13 protein-coding genes are annotated in these 24,655 nt (G+C 45.7%); 4 read left to right on the top strand and 9 right to left on the bottom strand.

Features of this window, described 5'->3' with window-relative positions; translation table 11 throughout:
• Positions 1 to 93: 93 nt before the first annotated feature.
• The 6 genes from QZ938_RS02050 to QZ938_RS02075 form a co-directional block, all read right to left on the bottom strand.
• Positions 94 to 6,183 (bottom strand): trifunctional serine/threonine-protein kinase/ATP-binding protein/sensor histidine kinase, encoded by a 6,090-nt coding sequence (locus tag QZ938_RS02050; protein ID WP_293347167.1) that lies wholly within the window; start codon positions 6,181 to 6,183, stop codon positions 94 to 96.
• A 183-nt stretch (positions 6,184 to 6,366) separates the two neighbouring features.
• Entirely contained in the window at positions 6,367 to 6,897 is a 531-nt protein-coding gene (locus QZ938_RS02055) for a ribonuclease HII (RefSeq protein ID WP_367181816.1), read from the bottom strand.
• A gap of 32 nt (positions 6,898 to 6,929) precedes the next feature.
• Positions 6,930 to 7,127: a hypothetical protein gene (locus QZ938_RS02060; RefSeq protein WP_293365338.1), complete on the bottom strand. Its 198-nt coding sequence runs from the start codon at positions 7,125 to 7,127 to the stop codon at positions 6,930 to 6,932.
• Entirely contained in the window at positions 7,120 to 9,480 is a 2,361-nt protein-coding gene (locus tag QZ938_RS02065) for an Rne/Rng family ribonuclease (protein ID WP_293155476.1), read from the bottom strand. Before QZ938_RS02065 ends, QZ938_RS02060 begins: the two co-directional genes overlap by 8 nt.
• A gap of 1,062 nt (positions 9,481 to 10,542) precedes the next feature.
• Positions 10,543 to 13,449 carry a TIGR03960 family B12-binding radical SAM protein gene (locus tag QZ938_RS02070; protein WP_293347173.1) on the bottom strand — a complete coding sequence of 969 codons (2,907 nt, stop codon included), beginning with the start codon at positions 13,447 to 13,449 and terminating at the stop codon, positions 10,543 to 10,545.
• A gap of 154 nt (positions 13,450 to 13,603) precedes the next feature.
• Complete coding sequence (locus QZ938_RS02075; RefSeq protein WP_293155482.1) at positions 13,604 to 13,948, bottom strand: STAS domain-containing protein; 345 nt, start codon at positions 13,946 to 13,948, stop codon at positions 13,604 to 13,606.
• A 382-nt stretch (positions 13,949 to 14,330) separates the two neighbouring features.
• On the opposite strand from QZ938_RS02075, the gene QZ938_RS02080 reads away from it, so the two are divergent.
• A complete protein-coding gene (locus tag QZ938_RS02080) occupies positions 14,331 to 14,525 on the top strand; it encodes a hypothetical protein (protein WP_293155487.1) in 195 nt (64 codons plus the stop codon).
• Positions 14,526 to 15,140: 615 nt separating this feature from the next.
• On the top strand, positions 15,141 to 15,377 hold the full coding sequence (locus QZ938_RS02085; protein ID WP_293347176.1) for a hypothetical protein: 237 nt from the start codon (positions 15,141 to 15,143) through the stop codon (positions 15,375 to 15,377).
• Between the two features lie 109 nt (positions 15,378 to 15,486).
• Here the strand turns inward: QZ938_RS02085 and QZ938_RS02090 are convergent, their stop codons facing one another.
• The 3 genes from QZ938_RS02090 to QZ938_RS02100 form a co-directional block, all read right to left on the bottom strand.
• Entirely contained in the window at positions 15,487 to 18,309 is a 2,823-nt protein-coding gene (locus tag QZ938_RS02090) for a PAS domain S-box protein (protein ID WP_293347179.1), read from the bottom strand.
• A 726-nt stretch (positions 18,310 to 19,035) separates the two neighbouring features.
• Positions 19,036 to 21,834, bottom strand: a complete 2,799-nt coding sequence (locus QZ938_RS02095; protein ID WP_293347182.1) for an NHL repeat-containing protein — start codon at positions 21,832 to 21,834, stop codon at positions 19,036 to 19,038.
• 209 nt (positions 21,835 to 22,043) lie between these two features.
• The gene (locus QZ938_RS02100) at positions 22,044 to 22,178 is read right to left on the bottom strand and encodes a hypothetical protein (RefSeq protein WP_293347185.1); all 135 of its coding nucleotides are present in this window, start codon (positions 22,176 to 22,178) and stop codon (positions 22,044 to 22,046) included.
• A 424-nt stretch (positions 22,179 to 22,602) separates the two neighbouring features.
• On the opposite strand from QZ938_RS02100, the gene QZ938_RS02105 reads away from it, so the two are divergent.
• Positions 22,603 to 23,790, top strand: coding sequence for an RNA-guided endonuclease TnpB family protein (locus tag QZ938_RS02105; RefSeq protein ID WP_293347188.1), 1,188 nt, complete (start codon positions 22,603 to 22,605; stop codon positions 23,788 to 23,790).
• 82 nt (positions 23,791 to 23,872) lie between these two features.
• Positions 23,873 to 24,598, top strand: coding sequence for a DUF502 domain-containing protein (locus QZ938_RS02110; protein WP_293347191.1), 726 nt, complete (start codon positions 23,873 to 23,875; stop codon positions 24,596 to 24,598).
• Positions 24,599 to 24,655: the final 57 nt, after the last annotated feature.

A 24,655-nucleotide genomic window follows, 5' to 3' on the forward strand; every position in this document is an offset into this window, starting at 1 on the left:
TATGTTGGTAGGGTGGGAACTACGCCCCTTACCGCTACTAATAGTCTTGCAAACCAGCTTATGCTTAAGTCCTGATATTGGTACATTTCATAATTATACTCTAAGGATCGGCAGAAAAACATTAAATGTAGTTTCACCTGGAATTGATTCTACCTCAATCCTTCCTTGATGTTTTTCGACAATCTTCTTCACAATGTCCAGTCCCAATCCGCTGCCTTCTCCTGCGGGTTTAGTAGTAAAAAATGGCTCGAATATTTTCGCCTCGATCTCTTCAGGGATGCCTTTGCCGCTGTCAGTAACGCTAATCTTTACCTGATCGGATTGCTCCGTCAATCCAATAGTTAATGTGCCACGATTATCCATTGCTTGCAAAGCATTGTGAACGAGATTTGTCCACACTTGATTTAGTTCATCTGGATAGCATAGTATCGGCGGTATTTCGGTATAGTTTCTGACTACCTCAACTCCTTGTTTGAGTAGATTTTGATAGAGAGTTAAGATGGTTTCGATCCCTTCAGCAATGCTGGCTGTTGTCTTATTGCCTGCCTGTTCGTAACGGGCATAGGTTTTTAAGGCAAACACAACTTTTGATGCTCGATCTGTAGCTGTATTGATAGTAGCGATGCCTCTTTTTAATTCAGATAGTTTGTAAGCGATTCCTAGGATGTGCAAACTATCCGGTTTTTGGAGTAGCAGGAGACAAGTTTCGATACGATCGTAGATCCCCATCACAACTAATATATCTGCAACAGTATCGGCATTCTCAATCTCTAATTCTTGCAGTTCGCTTCTTAAAGCTCTCTTCAATTTGCGTTCTTCTTTGGTTGATAGTGTTGATTCTTGTTGGAGAGATCGCTGAAGTAATTCTGAAAATTTTTGCCCTTCTTCTGGAGATAAAGATTGAAAAAGTGCTGGCAAATGTTCGAGAGTTTGATCCAAGAACTTAGACACATTTCCCGCTGAAGAACGAATTGCACCCAAGGGTGTGTTAACTTCGTGAGCAACTCCCGCCACAAGTTGTCCTAAAGCTGCCATTTTTTCTGATTGAATCAGTTCTTCTTGGGTGGTTTCGAGCTGTTGGAGAGTATCGCTTAGTTCTTGATTTTTCTGGTACAAAGCTGCTTCAGCCTGCTTGCGATCGCCAATTTCTCGCCACACCGTATGCAGAATTTGCCTACCATCTACAGGAATTACAGTCAGCAATACTTCCACCCAAAAGTCTTCTCCGTCGCTGCGGCGGTGCATCCATTCAAAGCGATAGCTACCTCGCGAAAAAGCAATGGCTGTGATTTCCTGGGCTTTTTCAAAAGAGTTTCTACCGTCTGGTTGAATCTCCGGAGAAAGTTGAGCCGGCGGCAAGGAAAGAAGCTGTTTTTTGTCATTGCAACGCATCATTTTGACCGTGGCGGGGTTGCAGTCGATAAAAACATCTCCATCTAAAAGCAAAATTGCATCGGCGGATTGCTCGTAAAGTTGTCGAAAACGAGCTTCTGACTGCTGGAGTTCTTGGGTGCGTTCTTCTACTTTTGCTTCTAAATTGGCATAGAGTTGGGCATTTTCGATCGAGATGGCAGCTTGAGAAGACAATAATTGTAGAACTGCTAATCGATCGGGAGTAAATGCACCGACTGTCAAGTTGTTTTCTAGGTAAAGGATACCGATCGCCTTTCCTTGATGTTGAATAGGCAAACACAATACTGATTTTGGTTTGTGCTGATTTATGTATGGATCGTTAATATTTTTAATGGGAGATTCTGGTTGGTTGATTTCCTCGAACAAGTCGTTAAAAATGACATATTCTTGAGTCCTAAAAACATAGTTGATGACGCTTCGAGGTAACTTATTGCTAGTTTCAAGAGGAATTGACTCCAGAACTTTTATTTCTGCAACACCGCTAGTTCCGGTAGCTTCAATTACTAAATCACCTGCTTTTTGCAAAATAAAATTGCCTGTTTCTGCTCCGGCATTTTCCATCACTACTTGCATTAAAATTGACAGCAATTTGTCAAGCTGAATTTCTCCTGAAAGTGTTTGAGATGCTTTCATGATTGTCCCGAAGTCCAGGATTTCTGAAACACTGGAACTCGTGGATGAGATAGTTCCAGAGTTCATTAGCACAATTGTTTCGTCTGTATGAATGCTCTTTTTCTGGTTCAGGATTGGGGCGAGCAATTGGGGATACCGTTTTTCTAGATCCTCAACCTTTGCCTTTGCACCCCAACGCGCATAAGCGTAGTAGGCGTCGGTTAAGTAAACTGTGCCAACTTTATCTTTACCCCAAGCGAGATAGAATTTAGCCGCGAGTTCCTGGGCTAGTGCTTCTTCGTTGAGATAACCGTTTTCTTTGGCGAGGGAAATGGCGCGATCGTACAATTCGATCGCCTCTAATTTTTCCTCTAAAACTCGATGCCGTTCTGCCTCTACTAGATAAAATTTATGTAGATAATTCATCGGGGCATGATTCGCCCATTTTTGCATTTTCTCCTGATTGGCGATTACAGTTTCGAGGAATTGTTGTTGTTCCGAAATCTCTACATCTGGATACACCGCCAACTTAGAGAGAGAATCGTAGGTATAAAAAATCGGCACTAATATCGAAGCTACTCCTGCATCTAAATACTCTTCTGCTCCGGCAGAATGCTCGATCGCTTGGTGGTAGTCACAAAAAAGATAACAAAGGATTAACTTATTTAAGAAAAAATAGTAACACGCTATTCTGTAATTATTGGCAATATGAATCGGTAACATTTTAGCTTCATCACAAGCTGAACCGATTAAAAAGCAAGGATTATCCGTCCTTTCCAGTAAGTTTAATACAACTTGATGGTAAATTTGATGCAATTGAAGAATGCTATCCTGATTCATCTTGTCGATCGCATCACCGTAAGTTTCCATCTCTAGTTTCACGCTTGATAGCTCGACCGATCCACTAAAGAATAAATGGTAGCAATACCTGTGGGCAGAATAGCAAGCGTGTTCTAAATCTCCTGTCTCTAAACCGCTAAAGTAAGAAGCTAGAAAAGGTTTTAAGGTCTGTGTAATATGCTGTTTCCAATGCTTGATAAAGCAAGCTTCTACAAACATTGTCATAGATTTAAAAGGCTTAGCATCGAGTTTCTCTAGTAGATTTAGTGCCAGTTGTCCAAATTGATAGCCCGATTCTAACTCCCCCATGACTCCGCAGAGAATGAGTCCATAATTAGCATAGGCATGAGTATGAGTTGGTGCATTACCATATTTAAGGGCTAATTGAATTTGTTTAAAAGTAATGAGAGGTAACAAAACTGGAGTGACCATGTAAGCAGAAGGACAGAGTTGTAACAGCATCTGAGTTGCTGCCAGTTTTTGCGGGTCACTCATGTCAGGTAAATCAATTAAGTCATGAATCGGTTTTCCTTGTAAAGCCAATTGCGTCTTTTCAAAAGCCAAGGGAATTTCTGTCAGTTCTGGATCTTTAGGTAGATCTATCCCCAAGAGTTTGAGAATGTCTAACCCAAAATTCAAAGATTGTTTGAGTTGGTTCTGCGCTTTCAAAGCTTGAATTTTAACTTGATAAGTTTTGATTTGATCTAAGAGTGTATTTGCCTTTTCCAGGACTATTTCTGCCAATGGCTCCATTTGCTCAAAATCACCATTCAGATACATCGCCTCTGTGGCTTCTTCGTAAAGTGCTAAACTCAGGTTGTAATGATTCTGCCAACACTCAACATCCAGGAGTTCTATGCCTAAAGTTAAATATTTTTCAGCAGCCGCGTAAGCCGTGGAAGATTTAGCTTTACGTCCAGCTATTAAATTTAATTGAGCAAGCTCATCTCGTTTGATTCGATCGGTAATTAACTCCACCCCGATATTTAATTGGTTGACAATATCAAAAATCTTCTCTTCTTGTTCTGCTTCTGGCGTATTCCTCAACAACAGTTGTCCGATTTCGAGGTGGGTGGACTGTTTCTGGGATTCGGGAATTAGAGAATATGCCGCTTGCTGTACTCGATCGTGCAAAAATCTGTAGGGAACCGATAACTCCGATCCTTGAAGAATTTCAACTGATTCAGATTCCTGAAAAAATTTGTATACTTCACTGGTGGGAATAACTAATCCTTCTTGCAGTGCTAGCCACAAATCGGCTGCTGTTTCCGACTCGGATTTTTTGGAGACAATTGCTAGCGTTGCTAAGTCAAATTGATTACCTACACAAGCTGCAAGTTTTAAAGCTTGCTTAGTATTTTCAGGCAACTTCTGCAACTGAATTGCCATAAACTCGACGACATCATCAGTCCAAGAAAGCGCCCTCAATTTGGCAATGTCGCACTGCCAACCTCCCCTTGCCCCGGGGGTGAAATCAAATGATATAAATCCATCGCTGTGCAAAAATTGCAGAAATTTAGTTGCAAAAAAGGGATTGCCTTTGGTTTTGGCAAAAATCAATTCCGTCAAAGGCATTGCTCTTTCTATTGGACAAGAAAAAGTATCGGCAATTAGGCAATTTAGGGAAGTTAGGTTGAGAGGTGCTAAGGTAATTTGATTGACTTTCAGGACTGGTGGATCGATATCCTGCTTTTCTAGAGAAGATGCTGACGAATTAGCCTCTACTTTCCTAATCTCACCCAATGTCAACATTAGCGGGTGAGCCGGAAATACTTCGTTGTCTCGATATGCTCCCATTAACAACAGATAGCGGGTATCTGTTTCGCTCATCAGCAACTGCATCAATTTCAAAGAAGCTGAGTCTGCCCACTGCAAATCATCCAAGAAAATTACTAAAGGATGTTCTTTGGTGGCGAATACTCGGATAAACTTGCCAAATAGCAAATTAAAACGATTTTGAGATGCGACTCCTTCTAGTTTGAGGACTTCTGGCTGCTTACCAATTAGGTGTTCTAATTCGGGGATGACATCAATAATAACTTGACTGTTTTCACCCAAAGCCTCTAGGATTTTTGCTCGCCATTTTTGGACTTCGGTGGCGCTTTCGGTGAGCAGTTGCTGCATGAGACTTTGGAATGCCTGCACCCACGACGAGAAGGGACTGTTGCGGTTAAATTGATCGAATTTTCCTTTGATGAAGTAACCCCGTTGGCGGACGATGGGTTTGTGAACTTCGTTGACAACGGCTGTTTTGCCAATGCCAGAAAAGCCAGCGATTAGCATGATTTCGATATTACCTTCGCTGATGCGATCGAAGGCTGCTAATAGGGCTTTAACTTCAGTTTCTCTACCGTAGAGTTTTTCGGGAATGACGAAGCGATCGCAAATATCCCGATTTGCCAATACAAACTCGCTAATAGTCCCATTTTCGTGCCATTGCTGCGAGCATTTTTCTAAGTCGTAGCGCAGCCCAGCAGCACTTTGATAGCGTGATTCTGGAGTTTTTGCCATCAGTTTTATGATGATATTATTCACCATCACTGAGATAGCTGGAACCAGATTGATTGGCTCAGTTGGCATTCTGGCAATATGACAGTGGACTAACTCCATTGGATCGTTAGAGTCAAAGGGCAATTTCCCTGTTAGTATTTGGTAAAATGTAATTCCCAACGAGTAAAAGTCGGTACGGTAGTCGATACCCCGATTCATGCGTCCCGTTTGTTCGGGGGACATATAAGCTAGGGTTCCTTCTAAGATGTTTGGATTTTGGATTTCCTGGTTTTCTCTGGGTAAAAGAGATGAAATGCTGAAGTCAATTAATTTAACTTCTTTAGTTTCCGGGTTAATGATGATATTCTGGGGCTTGATGTCTTTGTGAATAATTCGGTTGTGATATAGTCCTTCTAGGGCTTGGACGATCTGAATTGCGATCGGCAAAAATTCATTTAGCGGTAGAGGCGAACTCTGGAGGGAGGAAATGTCAGATTTACTGGATTTGATATTATCCAATTGCTCTGAATTAACAGTATACTCAGATAGGGAAATACCTCCAATATCCTCGGTAATCAGAGCAAAAGCATTCTGATAGTTTAAGAGTGCAATGGGTTTGACAATTCCCGGAAGGTCAAGATTTTTGGCGATCGTGTACTGATTGCGAAACTGTATCAGTTCGCTAAAAGTGGGATACTCACTCCATAACAGTTTGATAATTACTTTTTGGTTTGACTCAGAAACTCCTCGATAAACCTGGGTTCTAGAGCCATTATAGATTTGCTCGGTGAGGTGATAGCCGGGAATTTTTAACATATTATCAGTCATGGTGAAGAGGTTAAATCAATATTCTGTAGATGCTATCGGAGGCTGAAAATGATAAAGCGGTAAGGTGCATATTGCACATCTTACAGAGTAGAGTTTATGCGCCGAGAACAATTAATCCAAAATTCTTGGCTGTTCAAATTTTAGATGCTCTGGCTGAAATTAATTAGGTTTTTTAGTGCTATTTTAAGATTTTTGACAGGGACTAAAAGATGTCCGATGAAAGACAGACACACCGTAACGTTCTAACCCCAATCTATGTTTTTTTGTACCATATCCCTTGTTGTTTGTCAAGTCATATTCGGGATATTTGACGGCCATCCGCAGGATTAATTCGTCGCGCCAAACTTTGGCGACAATACTAGCAGCGGCAATCTGAATCGATCGCGAATCACCTTTAATCATCGTCTCTTGGTCGATCGACAAATTGGGTATTCTTTGATTGCCGTCAACCAAACACAAATCGGGCGCGACATTTAATTTCAAAATCGCCCGTTTCATTGCCAACAAAGAAGCCTGCAAAATATTCAGGCGATCGATCTCCCGCACCGAAGCTGCACCAATTTGACAGTCAACCGCCACAGCCCTGATTTTGACTGCTAACCGACTCCGGGCTGCGGCACTCAACTGTTTGCTGTCGCGCACCCCGCAACTTACTAATTCTTCGAGAACTTCGTCGGGCAAAATGCAGGCGGCTGCCACCACTGGCCCGAACAAAGCTCCTCTTCCTACTTCATCTACACCTGCAATTATCCGAGGGAAAGAGGGGGAGGGGGAGAGGGGGAGAGGGAGAGGGGGAGATTGGGAGATGGAAAGATGGGAAGAGAGTAAAAATTTCTACTTCTTCTTTGTTCCTTTTTCTTTGTTCCTTCTTCCTTCCTCCCTCTTCCTTCTTCTTTGTTCCTTCTTCCTTCTTCCCTCTTCCTTCTTCCTTCATAATCACTCATCCAAAACAGCAGAGGAGCGACGGCGGCGGCGCCTGTTGATCGCAGGCTCCTCGGGTTCGCTCGATTCGATCGGCTCGTGGGATTCGATCGGCTCGTGGGATTCGATCGGCTCGTGGGATTCGATCGGCTCGTGGGATTCGATCGGCTCATAGGATTCGATCGGCTCATAGGATTCGATCGACTCATATAGCTTATTCGGCTGATTCGAGAAAGCCATCACATCGTCGGCTTCCTCCATCGGCTCAAAATCATCGATTTCGTCGATCGAACTTGCGCCGTAAATTTCAGCCTCATCATCAGCATCATCGTCATCGTCATCCTCAGCAAATACCGGCTCAACAACCGACATTTCTGAATAATAATTTTGTTCCTCAACATTCTGTGCTGGCGCAGGCGCTTCAAATTCAAATTCGAGCTGCTCAAAAGGCGGCTTATTCGGCCCAGCTCCGGGGAGTGTCACCGAAACGATCGCATTTTTAGGATTTTTGACGCTGCGATCCGTTAGCACCAAAGGAGAAACCCCCATCAGAGCATAAACATCCTGCTCCTCTGGCGTCATTTCCACCGAAATCACCTCCGGAGGCTCCACCATCGGCTTCAGCAGCTCAGACTTAGTTGGCCGCACGCGATCGAATTCCTCGCGCCTGCCAACAGTTGACATATTCACCAGCCCGAAGCCCTCGGAAGCTGCGCGGATGCCGGGGGGTGCCAGATACTCGGAGCGTGTCTCCGCGACGGGCGCACTCGAAGTATTCGGCAGCCGCAACTTGCTACGCACCGGTTCCTCCTCTGGTGTGACAGCAAAAGGCTCTTCACCAATCCGGCGGCGGCGGCGCCGTCTGGTTCCGTTGCCCAAATCCTGATAGCTGGGATGGTTGAGCAAGTCCAAAGCCGAGGCGTTGCCGCCGGTCTCAACAAAATCCAAACTTTCGCTCTGAGGTTCCCAAGCAGCCCGAGCGAGTTCGGGGGAACGTTCTTCTCGCACTGGTGCAGCAGTTGCAGCAGCTACAGGCGCCAAGCTGCGGCGTTCCAATCCTTCTGGCAAATTCAACATCAGTCGGTTGGAGGAAGTCACAGTGCGATCGGCTGCTTCCCGCACCGCTGCGCCGAAGTCCTCTTCGCCCGGGAGTTGTACCAGATGACCCAACCCACTGCAAGTAGGGCAACTGTGGCCGAATAACTCGTAAATATTTTGACCTTGGCGTTTGCGGGTGAGTTCTACCAGTCCCAATTCCGACAGTTGAGCGATTTGGGGTCGAGATTTGTCAGCTTTGAGAGCTTTATTGAAATGTTCCAGCACCTGCAACTGATCGCGGCGGGATTCCATGTCAATAAAGTCAACAATAATCACCCCGGCAATATTCCGCAGTCGCAACTGTCTGGCAATTTCCGTGGCTGCTTCGCAATTTGTCCAGAGTACAGTTTCGCGAGCTGTTGCCGATCGAGTAAACGAGCCAGAGTTCACATCAATTACCGTCAGCGCTTCTGTCGGCTCAATAATCACATAACCGCCAGAAGGTAAATCTACCCTTGGTCTGAGAGCTTCTCGAATCGCAGCGTTGACGCGGAAAAATTCTAAAATCGAGGCGCGCTCTCGGTGGTGGTCGATCAAAACTCCCGCAGGAAGTTTACCGCCGTTCCAGCTCATCAACTGCTGCTTCACCCGCTTAATCCCATTTTGCGAGTCCACCACAATCCGGTTCACGTCGCCGCTGAACATATCCCGCAGCACCCGCTGGATAAAATCGTCATCGCGGTTGAGCAGTGCCGGCGCCCGCGTGGAACCACCTTCAAGTTGAACAGCTTCCCACTGCTTTTGCAGCACTTCCAAATCTTCCATGATGGCTTCTTCAGTCATGCCTTCGGCTTCGGTTCTTACCAGCAGCCCCATCCCGGCCGGTTTCACCAAAATAGCCAGGGCTCGGAGGCGGTTGCGCTCGGCTTCCGACTTGATGCGCCGTGAAAGATTGACTCCCCTGCCGTAGGGCATCAGTACCAAATATCGCCCGGGTAAGGTAATGTTGCCTGTCAGCCGGGGGCCTTTGCTGCCCGTCGGTTCTTTCATCACCTGTACCAGCACTTTTTGCTGGGGGGTCAAGAGTTCTGTAATTGCTCCTGCCGATCGTTTGAGCCGCAGTGGGCCGAGGTCTGTGACGTGCATGAACCCGTTGCGTTCTGGGTCGCCAATATTGACGAAGGCCGCATCTATTCCAGGAAGTACATTTTCGACAATTCCCAAGTAAATGTCACTGACTTGATGGCTGCCTGTGGCTACCACGAGTTCTTGGATTTGATCTTCTGAAAAGACGGCAGCAATGCGATGCTGCTCTGCTATAACTATCTGCTTTGTCATTCAATTTCCTCAAAAAACTGTCAGTAAGTTAGAGACACTAACGCCCTCTGAGTGCCTCTGACTTTAACTGTAATTAGTAGTAGTAGTAGTAGTAGCTTGAAGAGTTATTAGCTGTGAGTTGGTGGAGGGTGGAAGGCAATTTAACTGTTCACTGTTCACTGTTCACTGTTCACTGTTACAGATAAAAAAGTAGTTAAACCCGCCCGATCGAGAGTTATGAGTTATGCTCAGCAGATAAATCTGAGAGATAGAAATAAGGAGGTTTTTATCGAGTTAGCAATATTGAGTTTTAAGTTGAGAATTGCTTTCCTCAATACTTCAAAATTCAACATTTGCAACTCTTCCTTTGAACTCAGGGAATAAATTCAGCGACACTCTCACCAATTTCTTAACACACAACTGAACACACAACTTAACACTACGAACTGATAACTCTGCTTGCGTGGTTGAGGGCTGGTTTTGAGGGAAAGTTAAGTAGGAGTTAAATCGCCTAGACTTTTGTTGAATTCTTGCGCGATCGCACTCAACAGATTCTACTCTTGGCATTCGACTGGAACTTCCGCCCCTGCCAACCCTAAAACCTGGTCAGTCGATTTTAGATTTGAGATTTTAGATTTGAGATTTACAAGCGCAGATGAATCTGGGAGCTTGAACCTTGGTCTAAAATTTGGGGTTCTCCACGAATTAAGTCCGGGCTTGTATCCGTTTTCGATCGAGGTCAAAAACATCTATTGTTGAATACCCGCTCTGCGGCTTGAACCATGAGATTTTTGAGTAAGCCGACGATCGACAACCACTCGATCGATCGAAATTAATCCATCAATTTGGTTCAGGCCCTGCTCCTGCGGGTTTAGCGCTAGATTTAGCCCGTGAATCTACAAAAAGGCTTGAAGTCTTGAACAGAAGCAATTTGCACCCAGCCCGCGTTGCTGGTTGACTTTTAGCGACGAGCGACAAAAGCGCTCAAGCCGCTGCGGCTTCCATAACAAGCAATTATAGCGTAAAACGATACATCCCGATAGGGAACCCCGGGTGAAATATTCCACTCTTAGCTTCCCTATCTTAACAATAACTCAGGATTAGCTGACTGCGTTGAACCTGCACAAGCTGAATTTGTTGCTCGCTTACTTGTTCGAGCATAAAAACCAGATGTTCTGGCTTGAGCAAGTTGCCGTCGCTGCGACAACTGCCGGTATAGCGCAAGACGGCTGTACCTTCGGATTTACCGGAGGTGCTGTTTTCTGGTTTCTGCTCAACAAGTTCGAGTTTGTGCAGCCGATCGCGCAAATTGACATCCCGCGTCTTTCCCGACTTAGTAGTGTGCACCCGCCAAAAAGCCTCTGTTTCGGCGATCGCCTGCACCCAAGCTTCCCAATTGGCAGTATCTGCGACGGAGACAGCAGTAGAATCATCCCGGTCAGATTCGCCATTTTCGGTCAACAGGCCTGTTGCAGCCACAGTAATGACGTACTCCGCAGCTTCTAACAACTGACTGGCAGAAGGAGCTTTGAGGTCGATCGACTCAACCTTGTAAATCGGAATATTTTCCGGCAGAGTCGCCACCAATTTTGCTCGAAAAATCTCAAGATCGATCGACTCAGTGAGTTCAAAATCAGCAATTTCCCCAGTGCTGGTAACGCCCAGAGGCAGAGCATTTGCGACAGAAATCCGAGGATTTGGGTGGAAGCCGCCGGTAAACGAAATGGGTAGATCAGCCCTACGGACAACTCGATCGAACAATCGCAGCAAATCCAAATGACCAACCAAAGCCATATCGCCCACCTTCCCAAACCAAACCCGAAAACGCTGTTTCCGTTCTGTATTCGGCACGAATTCCCCAGCAAACTCCGGAATTGGCAGGGCATCCACAACCACATTGTGTCCGAAATCTGTGCCGCAAACCCCGCACCGCGAACACCCTTCAAAGGAACAGTCAGGAACCGTCGCTGCTTCTAAAGCCTTTTGCAAGTCAATTTTCAGCCAGTTTTTGTCGATCCCCGTGTCTAGGTGATCCCAAGGTAAAGGTCGATCGAGAAAGAGGGGGAGAGTGTGGGAGGGGGAGAGTGGGGGATTGGGGGATTGGGAGATTGGGGGATTGGGAGATTGGGAGATTGGGAGAGTGGCGGAGTTTGTACTTCTTCCTTCTTCCTTCTTCCTTCTTCCGACTTCCATCGGACTGACATCCGTTACATCCGTTACAGAATTCGTTGCCGAACTTCCTTCTTCATTCTTCATTCTATCCGTTACATCTTGTACAGTGCTCGTTGCCGAACTTCCTTCTTCCTTCTCAAACAGATTCCATTCGCCGCTTTCGACTTGGCGGTATTTCCAGGTAAGTCCCGATTCATCGATCGCCCTTGTCCAAGCCTTGTATGCTTGATCTAAGCTTTCCCACCAAGCATCCATACCAGCGCCAAGTTCCCAAGCACGGCGGACTACAGCGCCCAAACGCCTATCGCCCCTACCGACAAAATCCTCCATTGCCGAAATCCGCACATCGGTATAATTCACCTTGATATTTCTCATCGCTTTGAATTCACCCTTCAGCAATTTTTGCTTCCGTGAAAACTCGGCAGTAGAAACCGAATGCCACTGAAAAGGAGTGTGAGGCTTGGGGGTAAAATTAGAAATTGTCAAGTTAAAATTCAGTGGCCGCCTGCCATTAAGCCTGCATTCCCTTTGCAGCCAGCGGACTGTTTCGGCGATTCCCAGAACATCAAAATCGGTTTCTCCCGGCAAACCGATCATAAAATACAGCTTGATTTTATCCCAACCGCGATCGACCGCAGTTTTGACACCCCGCAACAATTCTTCATTCGTCAAACCTTTGTTAACGATGTCGCGCATCCGCTGCGTGCCGGCTTCCGGGGCAAAAGTCAAACCGCTTTGCCGCGTGCCGCCGAGAATGTCGGCAATATTATCGTCAAATCTGTCAACCCGCTGACTGGGTAAAGACAGAGAGATATTTTTGTCTTTGAGGCGGTTTTTGATTTCCATCCCCACAGCCGGGAGTGCCAGATAGTCGGAACAACTCAGGGAAAGCAGGGAAAACTCACTGTGCCCGGTGGCTTTCATTCCTTCTTCTATCGCCTCTACGACTTGCTGCGGTTCCACATCGCGGGCGGGGCGAGTCAGCATTCCCGGCTGACAGAAGCGACAGCCGCGGGTGCATCCCCGGCGGATTTCGACTGTCAGTCTGTCGTGTACTGTTTCGACGTAGGGTACTAGCCCGATCGAATAAGCTGGTATGGGAGTCGCCACGCGGCGCAGAATTTTTTCTGGGACTTGCGGGCGGTTGGGATGAACAGAACCGTCTGCCGCCATTTCGTAGAATTGGGGGACATAAACGCCGGGAATTTGCGCTAAATCCAACAACAAAGCTTCTCGGCTCAAATTATTAGTTTTGCCATCAGCCAAAATCAAGCCAATTTCTGGCAGCAATTCTTCTCCATCTCCCAAAGCGATGAAGTCAAAAAAGTCAGCGTAGGGTTCGGGATTGGAGGTTGCGGTTTGTCCGCCAGCAAAAATTAGCGGCAAATCGCCACCATTTTGGGCATTTGTCGCTCTTTCTTTCCAAGTTAGGGGAATGCCGGCTAAATCCAGCATTTCCAGAATGTTTGTTGCTCCGAGTTCGTAGCTGAGGCTGAAGCCGAGAATATCAAATTCTGTGAGCGATCGCCTGGATTCTACAGCAAACAGGGGAGTTTTGGTCGATCGCAGTTTTGCTGCTAAGTCTGGTGCCGGCAAATAAGCTCGATCGCACAACTGTCTCGGCCCAGCATTCAAAATATTGTAAAGGATGATGTGTCCCAGATTGGAAGCACCAACTTCATACACTTCTGGATATGTGAGCACCCAGCGTACAGACGCCCCATCCCAAGGCTTGCGGACAGCCCCCAACTCGTTTCCTAGATAACGAGCAGGCTGATTGATTTCTGCTGTAAGTAATTCTTCGACTTTTACTGCCACGGCTCGACTCGCTAAATACTTGCGACTCTTAAGCAGCCTACCTTAAAATCTGCCAATACGCCAACGGCAGTCCTATCTCTTTGGAGGCCTTTAACTGAAGTTGCTGTGTTTGCTTACTTGTTTTCACCGGTGAGTAGATTCTAGAAGTGCTTGTTTACACAAGACAAGAGTTTGCTGCTTCAAAGCTTTCGACATTTTCAAATATCTCAAAAACTCGATCGAGTTGGCTGAGTTCCAGAATCATTCTAATTCCGGCGGTAACTGAACACAGACTAAACCTGCGTCCCATTTTTTTCGCCTGCTTGAGGCCGGAAATCAATGCCATCAAACCCGCGCTGTCAATAAATGTTACTGCGCCAACATCTACGAGTACCGCTACTACTCCAGGGGCTGAAATTGTTGTGGTTAGTTGCTCTGTGAATTCTCCGGCTGTGGCTGCATTTAGGTGGTCTAGGGGTCGAATCACCGTAATTGGTTTATGGACAAGAAGTGTCTGCATATATCAAACCTATGGTTGCTACGTATTTTCAACTACCGTACTGGACGGAGGTAAGCCTAAACCTACTTGACACCTACGAGCGTAACCCTACCTGAGGAAAACCGACCGGTAGTTTTGAGTGGTTTACTGAATCTTTATTTATTTAGTCTTTTTTATAAAAGTTTATGCAAGATTTACGGAGTAAAGGTAAGCTACTATACTATTTTTTATTTGTGCGACGAGGTTTAGTGTTGGCAATCGTAAAGATTGCGATCGACCTTACCCTAGCTGTTAGGTTAAACCGAGCAATGTAATTGAAATCACTGGTTAGTTCTGATTTGGATCACTCACTCCATCGACTGTTAAGATGACAATAAAACTGTACGGAGTTCTCCGATATACTATGCAAGCAACTCATGCTATTCGTCAACTTGTAGAAAAAGCCCTCTACATTAAGCAGTTGACGCCTGACATTGAAAACGAAATCAACAACGAGCTGACCCGTTTGGGCTACATCTCGGATATTGATTATGAGGCTTTAGAGTTATTAATGGATGAAATGGATGCTGGCCGGGTGCAATTGGTATCTAGTAGATAGTTGGAACCGGAGAGCGCGGAAAAATCACAGATTGAAAAAAAATCCTTGCACGGTGGGAAAGACGGGAGTCTCAGAAGCATTTACCCCGGCACGGTACTTTTAAAAGCTCGCACCCAGTTGATGAGCTTGACATTTGAGGCGATGGTTTGTTCACCTCACTATCAAAAAAATACTTTTACTTAAATTAAATATATAACTTTAGGGGCTTGACAAATTAGCTGTAATAGTAATTTATTAATGATTACTGTTACCTGGCTGAGACAGAAATCCGGTTTGGCACGACCATAATTAAATTGGTTCGATCGTTCGGACTTCGCTCCTCCTCCAGCGAGAGACGACTCATATCATGTCCGGTGCATTACCATAAAAAATGGTTCGTAGTGCGGACTTCAGTCCGCAAAAAGCTGCGGACTGAAGTCCGCACTACGAACCTTACTTATTGCGGTAATCGATCGCACACCATATAAATCAGGCGCGATCGCCAGTTGTGTAAAGTTTTGTAAAAAATATAGGTAATTTGCATAAAAAAGAAGAAGTTGCGCCGATAGCTCAAATAGAGAGGCTCGCGTCCTAGTGGCGAGAGAGTCTGTCAATTTGTATCTCAACCCATCTAATATGTCAAGAGAACCAGATAGCAGGGAAACTTCAGTCAGCAGTCTATTTGCCAAAATCGAGAGCTTGCTGATACAGACTTGGCAAGAAACAGGCCACGGATGCCTAACTATTGAGAGCGAAAAAATCAGTCCTAAAAAAATCAAAGTAATCATTCGAGGCTCTACTCATTATCGTTATGTTATTGGTCCTGAAGGCATAAATGAGTGGGTTTCAAATCAAATTGCCGAAGGAGATTGAGCGATTAACGGTTGGGTCATTGGTTATTGATTGTTATATAATGAATGTACGATCGCCCGAATGAAAGAAAATTGATTTTTAGTGAAGATTTCCATCCTTGCCAAGTCAATCAAAAATCGATCGCCCGCGACACCAAACTTGCCACCACCGCCACCAACTCAGCAGGATCGAGAGGCTTGGGTAGGTGAATTTGAAAACCCTGTCGCAGCGCCCGCACCCGTTCCTCCAGCCTACCGTAAGCTGTGAAAGCCACCGCCGGAATTTCCCTGTCCCCCATTTGCTCTCGCACTTGCGGCAGCAGAGCCTCTCCTTCAGCGGTTTGTATCCTAAGATCGATCGCCAACACATCCGGATTCAGCCTAGAAATCGCTTCCAAGGCTTCCATTCCCGAGACAGCCGTCTCCACCTCGGCTCCGCAATCTTCGAGCACTGTACGCGCAAAATCCAAGGAATCGGCGTCGCCATCAACCACCAACACCCGCACTCCCGAAAGGTTGCTGCTAACAAAAGACGGATCTATAGGGGATCTGGCCGGGGTTTCTCGAACCAAAAACTCCCCAGCCCCGGTAACAGAAAATCCGCTGTCGCCCTCTGGCTGTTTAATTGGCAATCTAACGAAAAAGCTCGCTCCTTGTCCTTGGCCAGCCGATTCTACTTGCACTGTTCCCCCGTGCATTTCCACAAAATGGCGCACGAGAGCCAAACCTAGACCCAATCCGTTGTACGATCGGGTTGCAGAGCTGTCAGCTTGGCTGAAGCGCTCAAAAACGTGCGGCAAAAACTCTCCCCGAATCCCTTGTCCCGTGTCGCTGACTTCAATTTCCACACTAGGCGGTGACAAATTTTCATAACAGGCGGATTGTCCGGGGATACTCGTTTTCTCCATTTTACGCAGCGCCACCCTCACCTGTCCTCCGTCAGGAGTAAACTTAATTGCATTCGACAGCAAATTCCACGCCACCTGCTGCAAGCGGCCGGAATCGCCAAACATCCGCCCCGCAGTTTGGTCGAAATCCGTCACAATTTCAATATTTTTTGCCCCAATCGCCGGGGCGAGAGTATCGATAGCGCCTTCAACAGTCGAAATCAAATCTACCCACCGCAAATTCAGCGACAGTTGGCCAGTCATAATCTGCGACACGTCTAACAAATCCTCAATTAGCGTCCCCAGCGATCGCGTATTGCGGTCGATCGTTTCCAGAGCCTTAACAGTCGTTTTTTCATCAAACTTGCGGTGGCGCAGCAGTTGCGCCCATCCCAGCATCGCATTCAACGGCGTCCGCAATTCGTGGGACAAAGTTCCCAGAAACTCGTCTTTAATCCGGTTCGCCCGTGCCAATTCCTCGGCTCGATCGTGCAGTTCTTTTTCCAACTCCTTGCGAACCGTCAAATCAAGAATAAAAGCCACTGATTCTTGCCGCTTTTCCCCCAACAAAATATACCCCACCAACACCGGAATCCGGCTGCCATCGGGCCGAATGTATTCCTTTTCGTAGGGAGTGCAAACGCCCTCGGCCTTTGCCTCTGCGATGCCGATTTCGTCCAGCGGTAGGTACTCCGGCGGTGTAATGTCAATCCAGCGGAGTTCCCCGCGCTGCAACTGTTCCCGCGTGTAGCCAACCAGGCGCAAAAATTCGTCGTTAGCCTCACTGATACCGCCGTCAACATCGCCGAAGAGAATTCCGATCAAGTTAGATTCTGCCAACATTCTCAGCTTTTCTTGACTGGCTTTGAGTGCTGCTTCTGATTGCTTGCGATCGCTCACATCTTGGATGTAAGCCGACAAACCAGACTCGGAAGGATAAAAACGCACTTCCAACCACTTATTCAATAAAGGTACAAATTCTTCATACTCGACCGTCACCTTTTCGGCTAATGCTTTGGTAGCCATTTCGTAGCACTGTAAATCGACAACCTTGGGAAAAATATCCCGAATGTTTTTCCCAATTAGTTCGACTTGTGACTTGCCTATAAGCTCAAGAGCTTTGTGGTTAATATATGTGTAGTTCCAGTTTAAATCGAAGGCGACAAAAGCGTCGGTAATGCTTTCGAGAATGTTAGTAATTCGAGCGTTTGCCGATAGTAGCGCTTGAGCTGTTTCTTCTGCTTGCTTGCGAGCTGCTTGTTCCCGGGACAAAGCCATAACACGTTCTTGTTCTGCCTGTTGGCGATCGCTAATATCGATGCAAGAACCGATGTAACCGGCAAAAGTGCGATCGGGTCTGTACAGGGGTACCCCCGTACTCACAACCCAGCGGTACTCCCCGTCATAGCGCCTCAAGCGGTACTCGATCCGGTACTCGCTGCGGGCGTCGAAGGCTCTCCGGTAAACATCCATATATTTTGGCAAGTCGTCAGGGTGCAAGCTTTCCATCCAACCGATGCCGATTTCTTGCGCCAAAGTTTTACCGGTAAACTCCAACCAAACTTTGTTAAAGTAATCGCCAAGTCGATCGATATCCGACATCCAAATCATCACCGGCGCGGTATCTGCCATCATCCGAAACCTGGCTTCACTTTCTTGACGCTGTGCTTGAGCTGCTTTGCGATCGAGCCGTTCTTTAACTTCCCGCAGGGCCCGCTCGATCGACGGAACCAACCGCGTCAAACGCCGTTTGAGAACGTAGTCTGTAGCCCCGCTTTTCAAAGTCTCAATTGCCACTTCCTCGCCCAAAGTAGCCGACACAAAAATAAACGGCACTCCCGGACAAGTAGTGCGGGCCATTTCCAGCGCTGCTATCCCGTTAAAACAAGGCAGCATATAATCTGCCAAAATAATATCAACACAGTGTTTTTCCAGCGCTACGGCAAAATCTTCCCGAGTTTCCACGCACAGCAAACAAAAGTCTAGACCGCCATCCATGAGATATGCCTCAATCAGCTCGGCATCTAGGGGACTGTCCTCTACTAAGAGGATATTGAGCGTTTTCACAAAAATTCCTTGATATATTTACAGAAAAATGCAATCAAAAATCCTTGAATAATTCCATTATTTACCTAATTTCCATCGTCATTCTAAAGAAAAGATAAAAAATACTCAGCTTACTGCTGGAACCTCTGCGCCAGGAAAGCGACTGCATCCAGATTTTCGATCGCAAAACAACTATCTTTCTTAGTTCCAAACACAGAACAACCCGATTTCTACGCAAAATCTGTGATACCCGTTTCACAAAATAATGCAACTTTAGGCAAACTGCAAACCCATACAGAATAAGTCATTACCCATCTCAAATCTCAAAGTTCAAATCCTATGAGCGATCGATCTTAACCCAGAAACCGGGTTTTTAACCCACCTAAAGCCTGGACTGCTTTATAGCAATTGCCTGAAACAGACCCATCTATCCCAAGATAGATCTTTGCAAACTCGCTTTAATTCATAAACCCAGTTTCTTCAAAAAAATGTTTTTTGACCACAACAGACAATTTAAATGCGTTCGTTCTGGATGCACAAAAACTCCGTTTCTACGCAACCTACTGAATTACACACACCTTAGCAAGGAATGTATTCCCTGTCAATAATTGTCCACAAAAAAAACATTTTGAAGCCAATACGCTTAACTTAAGAACAATCTAACTGGCAAATAATGCCTGTATTGCCTAGAAAATCGCGAAGTGAAATTCGTCAAAAATCGTTAAGTTAACCGTATTGAATTAGACGCTAAGCCAGCGACACAATACTAGCTCGTTCGTAAGGCAATCTGTTAGTCGGCAAAACCTCGATACTAACTTCCAGCGAATCCAAAGCCGGATTTTGTTCCAGCAGCTTTTGCGTCAAATTCTTATTCAAAATCTCCCATAAATCCGTTTCATTTGGATAATCAACCAAAAAATTGTCTATGCTTTTGTAAATCGGCACAAAGTCGGGATATTCAGCCTGCGTAATTCCTGGCTTGTACTGATACTTGACATCAATGTTCAGGTTATTCAAACCCTGGTGAGCGATCGAATAATTAGGAATCTTGAAATCCCAGGCTTCCCCTAATTTACCATTTGTAGTGCGAGTAACGGTACTGCTGCGATCGTAAGGCAATTGGTTCGTTGGCAAAACATTCAAATCAACAGTCACCGAAGAAATTGCTGGATTTTCGGCAAGCACTTTTTCGGTCAAATTTTTGTTAACAATTTCCCAAAAATCAGTTTCGTTAGAATAGTTAACTAAAAAATCATCAACGCTCTTGTAAATCGGCACAAAATCGGGATACTGATAATTTTGAATCCCCTCTTTGTACTGATAGTTTACATCAAGATTTAGGTTGTTTAACCCTTGATGGTTAATTGGGTAATTTGCCGCTGTAAAATTCCACTTCTCGGTCAGCTTAGCATCCGAAGGAAAGAAAGCAATTCCTACCGGACGCTGTAACTTGCTGTCGGGAGGGACAAAAATCGAACTGTTACTAGACAAAGGATTGCTCGATATTGGCAGCGGTTCCCCAGTTTTGCCATTGTACCGCAAAACCGCACCAACATTGTTAGCATTGGCGCGGTTGTCAAAGCCAACTGCAAACAAATTGCCGATCGGCGAAAATGCCAAACCACCTACATAATTGCTACTGGGGGAAGTATCAGTATAATTGGTAGATAAAACCTTGACCAAATCCCCACTTTTTAAATTGTAGCGCCTGATATCGTTAGCAAAATCGCTCACATACAGGTCGCCGTCAGCGGGCCCGATTGCCATGCCCAAAAGACTCACAAATCCCTGACTCCGAGGCGAAGGATCGGGGGAAGCAAAGATACTTGACTGCCCAGTTTGCGGGTTGTAAAGCAGCACCTGGCTGGCGAAACCTGCACTAAAATCAGCTTTGCCATCACGAGCAACACTCCCCTGCGTTGTCACGTACAAATTGCCGTCAGGAGCAAACAGTAAATTGTTCGGCCCATTCAATCCTCCCGCTTGCTGTTTGCCCGTTGCAAATACATCTATAAATTGTCCTGTTTTGCCGTTGTATCTAAGAATTTGATCGGTCAAAAAACTGCTGACATAAAAATTACCGTCGGCACCAAAAGCTAAACCATAAGGACGAGACAATCCGCCAGTTTCATCAGCAGTAGTGTTCGGATTGTCGCCGACAAACTTGTCAATAAATCCGCCACTAACTCCGTCATATCGCAATACGGCAGATGCTGTCGGTTGTCCGGAATTTCCTGGCTTGTCGCCACTGGCAATGTAAATGTCCGGCTTACCGTCGCCGTTGCCATCTGGGCCAAAAAGAATTGTATCTGGACTAAATAAACCGCCGCTGCCCGATGGGATAAATTCGCCTAGAAGATTGCCCGTATTGCCGTCAAACCGCAGCACATTATTGCCTTTTGTATTGCCAACGAGGAAAGTTCCTTGAGGATTGCTGGGTTGAGTGCGAGTAACTTTGCTGGTGCGGTTATAGGGTAATGTTTGGCTTGGCAAAACGTTCAAATCGATCTTAATTGCTGCTAAGCCAGAATATTCGTTGAGGATGTTTTGAGTCAATCTTTTATTGACAATTTCCCAGAAATCTGTCTCATTGGGATACTTGCTTAAAAAGTTATCAATGCTCTTTAAGATTGACAAGAAATCGGGATATTCGTTTGGGGAAGTCCCCGGTTTGTACTGATAATCAACATCCAGATCGATCTTGTTCAATCCTTGGTGATTAATTGCGTAGTCTTTCAAGGAAAAGTTGCCATTTTCTTTGAGTTGACCGACACGACTTCGGAAAACTGTAGTTGCTCGTTCGTAGGGCAATCTATTTGTTGGCAAAACTTCGAGTTGGATGGTAACATCGGTCAGTGCCGGATTTTCCTCTAGCACTTTTTGACTCAGATTTTTGTTAATATTTTCCCAGGTGTCCGTTTCATTGGGGTAGTTAAGTAGGAAGTTATCAATACTTTTGTAGATTGGCACAAAATCGGGATATTCATTTTTGGTGATTCCGGGTTTTAAGCCGTAACCAATTTTGATATTGAGGCTGTTTAAACCTTGGTGGTCGATGGTATAATCTGGGAAATTGAAAGCCCATTTTTCTGAAGGTAATAGCGCAGCAGTTCGGGATTGCGATCGCTCTGGATCGCTACCAGCATCACCCACAGCAAAATCCATCCCTGTAAGTTCGTCTCTCTGAAGTTGAGTGGAGATATCGGTCTGGGATGTTAGAGTGCGATCGCATTTAAGATTGTCGTCTGGTGAGTGCGGGAGCCGGAAGTCGGTGATTTGGTCAAAAAGGTCGTTAGCGAAGCCCTCGTAGAGGATCGCACTACCAGTCGCACCGGCAACCAAATCGGATGTTTGAGTCAAACCATAGCTGGTATCAAATAAAACATTCGTATCCCCGATCGCAATTTGGGTCAATCGATTTAGGCGATCCTCTACGAGGGCTTCGCTAACGAACTTACTGCCAAATAAGTCTGGTATTTCTGCTGAAACACCCGCAATATTTCCCTGAAGAGGTTTTTCTTCAAACAGTCCGGCTGTATTGAACATAAGCTATTTTTGGCGAGATTACCGCGATCGGGTATAAATTTGACTATATTTTACGGTTTTTCAAAGAATAGTCAATCGATTTGAGATTTTAGATTGAAGATTTACTTGCAGAATTGAATTTGGGATTAGGAACTTTGGTGTAATTTTTTTAACCTTCCAATCAGGAGTCTACGTGGCACGGCATCCATTTTTTAACGGAGTCAAATAGTTTAAGAAGTAGCTGGCATTTGAGAAACATTTAATGTAAAATCTCTCACCTTTCTCGATCGCACTTCTGTCAAGTTCTCAAAAAATAGATTGTCCGATGGGAGCGGGCGCGATCGCGATACAATCACCACTGGCATTGTTCTAGCCCGCCCCATCCTAAAAATTTATCAATTGTGGAAGCAGCCCAAAAGCACTCTACAGGAAACACCCCGACTCCGGCAGCCTTAACAATATGAGCCTATTTTTGAATTACGAGGCAAATTGTCTTAAAATATACAATATGCTCGGGTGTTGCACAGCCCGCATATATTAAAATCAGGCGCTTTGCCTGCAATAATTATTTAAAATATAGATATAGCACCGCCGATCCCTAACTCTTCCGCGCTCGGCAAGCGTAGGGTTTGGCAGCAGAGAAGACGATCGTCCACAGTAACTTTCAGTACAGCCCGTGCAGTTGCTTTATCAAAAATTTGGGTCTAAAACCCGTCCTTCGCTCGACGGCTTTACAAAACTTGACAAGAAATTACGCACATCTTACAATTTAGGTATTACACTGTAAGCATGACACTAAAAGCCTTCAGCTATCGATTCTACCCAACGCCGGAACAAGAAATTTTGTTGCGACGCACTATAGGTTGTACTCGTTTGGTCTACAACCGTGCTTTAGCTGCAAGAACCGAAGCTTGGTACACAGAACAAAAACGGGTAGGATACGCTGAAACTTCTTCAATGTTAACCGAGTGGAAAAAAACTGAAGAATTAGATTTTCTCAATGCTGTTTCTTCAGTACCATTGCAGCAATGCTTGCGACATTTGCAAACTGCTTACACCAACTTTTTTGACGGGCAGGCAAAGTATCCTAACTTCAAGAAGAAACGAAACGGTGGTAGCGCACAATTTACCAAATCGGCATTTAAGTTCAAAGACGGACAAGTAACTCTGGCAAAATGTACCCAACCGTTGTCGATTCGCTGGAGTCGAACATTACCAGAGGGTGCAAGACCATCAACTATTACGGTGAAACTTGCACCGTCTGGTCGGTGGTCAATCTCCCTATTGGTGGATGTTGAAATTGAAGCACTGGTTAAAACAAATAGTCAAGTTGGCATTGACTTAGGAATTACAAGCTTGGTGGCACTGAGCAACGGCGAAAAGATTGTCAATCCCAAAGGATTTCAGGCAAAATATCGCAAGTTAAAAAGAGCGCAGAAAGCTTTAAGTAGAAAACAAAAAGGGTCGAATAATCGGCACAAAGCACGGCGTAAAGTAGCAAGAGTGCATCAAGAAATTGCTGACACAAGGAAAGATAATCTTCACAAGTTAACAACTAGGTTGGTGCGTGAAAATCAAGCCATCGCCGTAGAAGATTTGGCTGTGAAAAACATGGTTAAAAACCGGAAACTTGCCCTTGCTATTAGTGACGCTAGTTGGGGCGAACTGGTCAGGCAACTTGAGTACAAGTGCGATTGGTACGGTCGTACCTTGGTCAAGATTGACCGATGGTTTCCGAGTTCAAAACGGTGTTTTGAGTGCGGATATATTGCTCAAAAGATGCCCTTGAATGTCCGTTCATGGGATTGTCCTAATTGCGGGACTCACCACGATCGAGATATCAATGCAGCAAAAAATATTTTGGCGGCAGGGCTTGCCGTTTCAGTCTGTGGAGCGACTGTAAGACCTGAACAGAGTAAATCTGTTCGGGCTGGTGCGAAACCCCGCAAGGGACAGAAGCAGAAACCTAAATCGTGAGGTTTGGAAATCCCCGCGCGTTTACGCCGGGGTGGATGTCAATCAGGTGATTGCAGCCAGTTACGAGGAGATTTGACCCGCCGTGCTCCAACGCATCAAACAAGACTTAAAAAATGACCTGATCGCAGGTCTGCTGGTAGTGATACCCTTAGCTACCACCATCTGGCTGACAATTACCGTCGCCAGTTGGGTGATCAATTTTCTTACCAAAATTCCCAAGCAGATTAATCCTTTTGACGGACTCCACCCGATTTTGGTCAACCTGCTAAATCTCTTAGTAGGGTTGGCTGTACCCCTGCTGAGCATTTTAGTCATTGGTTTGATGGCCCGCAACATCTTCGGGAAGTGGCTGCTAGACTTTGGCGAACGCCTGTTACAGGCCATTCCCCTAGCGGGTTCGGTTTACAAAACCCTGAAACAACTGCTGGGAACTATCCTCAAATCTAATGACAAATTTCGCCGGGTGGTGTTGGTAGAGTATCCCCGGCGGGGAATCTGGACTTTAGCATTTGTGACCGGTACGATCGAGAGTAACGACATTCCGTCTCATCTTTCCGGCGAAAGCCCGATCGGCATTTTCATCCCCACCACTCCCAACCCCACCACCGGATGGTACGCTATAGTCCCGGAAGCAGATGTCGTTAATTTGTCAATGTCGATCGAAGATGCCTTTAAAGTCATCATCTCCGGCGGCATCGTCAACCCCAGCAACTCAGTTGCAGTCACCCCCGGCAACCCCCCCGGCAAAACACTCGAACCCTTGCTATCGGAATCAAGATACCAGCCTGTACCAGTCGAAGAAGATTAGACAAAGGTTTTTTGAATATAGATTGTGTGGGGTGTTGGAAGGGGAGAGGGGGAGAGG

The organism is Microcoleus sp. CAWBG27, assembly GCF_020883145.1.
Classification (GTDB): Bacteria; Cyanobacteriota; Cyanobacteriia; order Cyanobacteriales; family Microcoleaceae; genus Microcoleus.

What these genes read in the sequence shown, in the direction of transcription:
- QZ938_RS02050 (WP_293347167.1), bottom strand. Translation starts at nt 6,183, where the DNA reads ATGACTGATAATATGTTAAAAATTCCCGGCTATCACCTCACCGAGCAA.
- QZ938_RS02060 (WP_293365338.1), bottom strand. Translation starts at nt 7,127, where the DNA reads ATGAGTGATTATGAAGGAAGAAGGAAGAGGGAAGAAGGAAGAAGGAAC.
- QZ938_RS02065 (WP_293155476.1), bottom strand. Translation starts at nt 9,480, where the DNA reads ATGACAAAGCAGATAGTTATAGCAGAGCAGCATCGCATTGCTGCCGTC.
- QZ938_RS02075 (WP_293155482.1), bottom strand. Translation starts at nt 13,948, where the DNA reads ATGCAGACACTTCTTGTCCATAAACCAATTACGGTGATTCGACCCCTA.
- QZ938_RS02080 (WP_293155487.1), top strand. Translation starts at nt 14,331, where the DNA reads ATGCAAGCAACTCATGCTATTCGTCAACTTGTAGAAAAAGCCCTCTAC.
- QZ938_RS02085 (WP_293347176.1), top strand. Translation starts at nt 15,141, where the DNA reads ATGTCAAGAGAACCAGATAGCAGGGAAACTTCAGTCAGCAGTCTATTT.
- QZ938_RS02095 (WP_293347182.1), bottom strand. Translation starts at nt 21,834, where the DNA reads ATGTTCAATACAGCCGGACTGTTTGAAGAAAAACCTCTTCAGGGAAAT.
- QZ938_RS02100 (WP_293347185.1), bottom strand. Translation starts at nt 22,178, where the DNA reads ATGCCAGTGGTGATTGTATCGCGATCGCGCCCGCTCCCATCGGACAAT.
- QZ938_RS02105 (WP_293347188.1), top strand. Translation starts at nt 22,603, where the DNA reads ATGACACTAAAAGCCTTCAGCTATCGATTCTACCCAACGCCGGAACAA.